Raw genomic sequence first — 5,036 nt, 5'->3', positions numbered from 1 at the left:
CCGTCCTGCAGAACTACGAGGTCGCGAGAGGATGAAAAAGGCTCACTGATCGACCGCTGAAGACCGTTGGGCTCTGTGATCTGGGGAAAGTCATCCTGGAAGCCGCCACGCTGAAACTCGGGACGGCTCAGCCCGGCTTCCTCGAGTACGGCAGGCATGACCGCGCGGGTGGCGTCCAGGTGCTTGGCGAGGGACTCAAGGCCGCCCCGCTCCGGAAGCCCATGCGCAAGCCGTCCACGCAAGAAATGATCTTGGCTGACCAGCCAGTCCGCGAGGATCACCAGCCCGGATGCGAGCGCGGCCCCCGCCCCCGACAGCTCGCCGGGCAGCTCAGGACTCCCGGCCAGCCTGTGCACCACGGTTACGATCGCTCGCCGCTGCTCTTCCCAACGGCCATCACCCAATTCGGGAACGAAAGCCAGTGGATTTTGTGCCGTGCGGAAATCGTAGGAGTAAAACTTGCCGTGGTGCCCACCAAGGAGCTGAGCCACTTGAAATGCGCACGACCTTGGGCTCAGCCGAGCGTTGTCTGCGGCCAGGATTCGCGCGAGCCAGGCATGAACCGCGAAGTCGTGGGTTTTCTTTTCACCGCGACGTTCGGGATAGCCGGTGAGCTGAAGAAAGCTTTCCGTATGGCCGCTTTGGAAGCAGCTTATGACCTTGCCGATGTCGTGAAGCCCTGCCCAGTACGCCAACAGAGCCCGCGCCTGGACCTCTGAGACCCCAAGCTCGGCGGCGATGGCCTTGCGCAAGCCTACCGCGAGATAGTCATCCCACAGCGTCTCGACCGCCGCGACAGCGTCGAGGAGGTGACAGACCACCGGATATGGTGATGGGAGCCCTCGCTGTTTTCCCCAGAGCCGTAAATCTATTTCTGGTACATCCTCCATAGGGGACCCAGCACCTCCTTCACATGCTCGCAGCTCTACGATCACACGACATGTCACTATAGGGGGAGGCGCCGACAAAAGTGCCCAGAACGGAGACGATGACTTCGTGACCCAAACGGAGACGGGCGCTGGGACGGTCCACACCTGCCCAAGAGTGACGAAGCCCGCCGTAAACTAGCAGGTCGCGAAGTGTCCTCCCCACGCCCGTGGGGGTGAGCCGCGCGCCATCCTCGCCGAGCAGCTCCTTGACGAGTCCTCCCCACGCCCGTGGGGGTGAGCCGCCGAGCGGCCAGGCCGGTCACGATGACCGAGAGTCCTCCCCACGCCCGTGGGGGTGAGCCGTGGCCCTGCCGCATCGCCTGATGCGTGCCGGTGTCCTCCCCACGCCCGTGGGGGTGAGCCAGCTGCGGAGGGCGCTGGCCGAGGCCGTCGAGCGTCCTCCCCACGCCCGTGGGGGTGAGCCTCAGCCACACCGACCCGCACCACACCCCCTCCGGTCCTCCCCACGCCCGTGGGGGTGAGCCGGGGAGCCACCCAGGCAGGCAGGCACGGGCGGCGTCCTCCCCACGCCCGTGGGGGTGAGCCCGGGGATGTGCAGATCGGGTCCGTCAGGCTGGCGTCCTCCCCACGCCCGTGGGGGTGAGCCTCCGAGCCGCGGTGTCTGCCGTACCCAGTCGACGTCCTCCCCACGCCCGTGGGGGTGAGCCGCAGATCTGGGCCGGCATGTGGGCCGGGCTGGAGTCCTCCCCACGCCCGTGGGGGTGAGCCGAGAGGTGCGCTCGGGCTCGCGGATCTTGCCCGGTCCTCCCCACGCCCGTGGGGGTGAGCCGCACGTCGGGGACGTTGTGCCGTCCACGGTCAAGTCCTCCCCACGCCCGTGGGGGTGAGCCGGGTGCCGGTAAGACGACGCTACGGCGCGGCTAGTCCTCCCCACGCCCGTGGGGGTGAGCCGCCCGCACACTGGGCCGATACGGGCGCGAGCGGGTCCTCCCCACGCCCGTGGGGGTGAGCCGATCACCGCCGACTCGATCACCGGGCGGCTGATGTCCTCCCCACGCCCGTGGGGGTGAGCCGTCCGCGTAAGCCTGGCGGAAGCTGCGGTAACCGTCCTCCCCACGCCCGTGGGGGTGAGCCGCCGAGCCGGAACCGTTCGCGCTGGGTGGGGCTGTCCTCCCCACGCCCGTGGGGGTGAGCCGGTGATGCGCGTGACCAGGCTCGACGAGTGCGGGTCCTCCCCACGCCCGTGGGGGTGAGCCGGGCCGGGATGCGCAGCTGCTGCGCGTCGACGGGTCCCCATGCCCGTGGGGGTGAGCCGTAGGTCCGATCCACGGCCAGGACCAGCGATCCGTCCTCCCCACGCCCGTGGGGGTGAGCCGCTCTCCATGGAGTCCGACAGGCCGACCCATGCGTCCTCTCCACGCCCGTGGGGGTGAGCCGGTGATGGTGGCGGGGTTTGGTCGAAATCGCCATTCTCCCCATTCCCGCGGGATGGGTGGCGGATCCGACACACGCTCGACACGCAAGTTCCATCCTGACCAGGCTGATAGCCGGTCGGCAACAGTAGCCATGCCTGCCCGTTGCCTTTTCATGATCAAGTCGAGGGTGTGTCATCTGGGACACGGCGCAGTCAGGTTGATGATCCTGAGGAGACCTGGCAACACGGCGCGCCGATTCCCCAGATGCGCCGCCCACTCGGCATGGAGCGATGGGACGTTGAGCGAAGAGAAGGCGCACATCGACCAGTACTCCAGCAGTGTCAGCAAGGCTGTCCGCCCGGCGGCTTTCACAGTGGCGGCTGTCGGGTTCGTCGTCGGAGTCGCCATGCTGGGCACTGCCTCCGCGGACGCGGCTGTGGGCCGGCGTGGTTGTCCCGATCTGAAGGGCGCTGCGGCCAGCGCGTTCGACGAGAACAAGCTCTGCAGGAACGTCGGCCAGCAGATGGGCGAGACCGGAAGCGTGGATTGGGGCAGGGCCCTCAAGGAGTCCGCCCGCCAGCCCACATCGACGAGCCCGGCAGGCCCCGCCCAGGATCACACGGCGAACGATCCGGCGCAGCACCTGCCGAGAGCTGATTCGGTCAGGCAGGTGGACTCATCGCTGCGCAAGGCACGAGCTAAGAGAGCACATCCCCTTCCCGATGCGTTCGGGGTCAGCCGCAGAGCCGGCGACGAGCGGTGGCCCGACGGTTACAAGCTCAGCCATGGCAAGCGACACAAGGCGGTCGTCCCGCCGTCGGCCGAGCATACGAAGAAGCAGCCGCCGTCCCGCTCCTCCGCGAGACCGTCAGAAACGGTTCCCGTCTCACCGGGCACAGAAAGCGGACTGCCTCCTTCGGCCGCGCCTCGTTCCCAGCGACCGAACGCTGAGCCGATCAGACCCTTTCCGGCGGGGATGTTGGAGTCGCCCTCCCAGCTGATAGGCGGGGTGGTGGATGTCGCCTTCCTGCTCCTGCTGGGAGCTTGGGCACTGACGACCCGGGTCAATCTGGCGCTGGCCGGAACCGTTGTCCCGCGGCGCCGGCCCCAGGGGCGTCGAGCGCCGAGGGTCCACCACGTCTCGACACCGTCCGTTCCGATCCCGATGGCCTCGGAAGAACCCCGCCACAGACCGGTGACGGTCACCCTGGGCAGCAAGAGCGGCGCATCCATCGAGATCGATCTGACGCGCACACGAGGCTTGCACCTGATGGGCAGCGGCGCGGTGGATGCCGAGCGCGCGTTGCTGGCTCAGCTCGTGGCCAAAGCGCATGACGGTCGCTGGCGCGTCATCACGGGACGGGAAGATCTCAACCGGCTGTTCGGGAACGAGATCGCCTCCAGGATCGAGGGCATCGCCGGGCTGTATGTCGCCACGTCGGCGAAGGACGCGCTCAACCAGTTGGGCGCCGAGCTCGTCCAACGGTCACGAAGCGAAGGGGAGGAGCCAGGAGACCGGGAGAAGGCCGTGCCGCTGGTGTGCTTCCTCGATCCGGGAGAACACCTGGAGCGGCTGAAGGCGGATCTTGGCCTCGGCGCCTCCCGCGCGGTCGGTGCCGTCGTCCTTGGCGACTGGCCACACGGAACAACTGTGGTCATCGGCAGCGACGGCGTGACGACAGACGCCGCCGGCCTGGCATGCGATGGCCTGGTGGGCGTCCACATGCACCTGCTCACCGAAGCCGACGCCGCAAAGCGGCTTGCCTCGGTTGTCCCGGCGAGGCAGCAAGACCCGAGCGCCTCGAAGGCGACTCCTGATCCGAAGGATGAGGCCGCACCGGGTCCCCGGGCCATGGTTAGGGGCAGTGCGATCGGTCTCATCCGGTTGATGGGGCGGTACGAGGTCAGCGGCCCGGCGGGAACGTCCGGCGTTCAGGCCACAGACATGAGAGCGCTGCTGGGTCTGCTGGCCGAGAATCGCATGACCTTGGTCACCCAGGCTGTTGTGGAGGACAAGCTCTGGGACGGGATTCCGCCGTCGCGTCATCGGTTCAAGGTGTTGATGAAGGCAACGCGCGGCAAGATGTGCGAGGCGCTGGGGCTGCCGTCCAGCCAGGGCACAGCCGTCATCGGCAACACTGGCGGGTACGGCTACGCGATCAACTCCGAGCTGTTCACCTGTGATGTGTGGCAACTGCGGGACCTCCTGAGCAAGGCCGCCTCCGCCGCGGATGCGGAGAAGGCGGCGTTGCTGGGCGCAGCGGTCGATCTCTACATCGGCCCCTACCTCCCGGATCTGCCGTACACGTGGGCACACCACGACGCCCGCAACCTCGTCAGGGATGTCGTCCAGGCGCTGAGCCAGCTCGCCGCTCTGGCAGAAACCCCGGACAGGGGAGTGACGTACCTGGAGCGGGCCACCGGCATCGACCCGGGGGCCGAACATCTCTATCGCGCGCGGATGCAGCTCTACGCCGGCCTCGGCCAGCTCACCGCTGTCCACAACTGCTATGACCAGCTGGTGGAAGTGCTGAGGGAACGCGGCCGTAAGCCCGAGCTGCAAACTGCCCAGCTCTACCGACGATTGACGGACACGAATTGATCGACTCTGAAAGGTCCCATCACCAACCGGCAGCCCGATGCGCTCACCTCGACGGGGATACCAAACGAGCTCCCTGCCGTATGACTTGGGTTCCGCAGATGTGTCTGTAGGAAAGGACACGGATCAGGG

General features: G+C 67.5%; 2 protein-coding genes and 1 CRISPR repeat array. Of the genes, one reads left to right on the top strand and one right to left on the bottom strand.

The annotated features are described in order from the left end of the window. Positions 1–821: CRISPR-associated endonuclease Cas3'' (locus BSB02_RS39060; protein ID WP_084966050.1), on the bottom strand; the 821-nt coding region annotated here is incomplete at its 3' end. A 260-nt stretch (positions 822–1,081) separates the two neighbouring features. Continuing rightward, positions 1,082–2,327: a CRISPR direct-repeat array (repeat unit 29 nt; unit sequence GTCCTCCCCACGCCCGTGGGGGTGAGCCG). Between the two features lie 276 nt (positions 2,328–2,603). Between BSB02_RS39060 and BSB02_RS40390 the strand changes: the two genes are divergently transcribed. Continuing rightward, a complete protein-coding gene (locus BSB02_RS40390; RefSeq protein ID WP_158088882.1) occupies positions 2,604–4,907 on the top strand; it encodes an AfsR/SARP family transcriptional regulator in 2,304 nt (767 codons plus the stop codon). The last annotated feature ends 129 nt before the right edge of the window (positions 4,908–5,036 follow it).

Origin of the sequence: Thermoactinospora rubra (genome assembly GCF_002093975.1) — a bacterium.
GTDB lineage: Bacteria > Actinomycetota > Actinomycetes > Streptosporangiales > Streptosporangiaceae > Nonomuraea > Nonomuraea rubra_A.
This window is presented reverse-complemented; position numbering and strand designations above follow the sequence as displayed.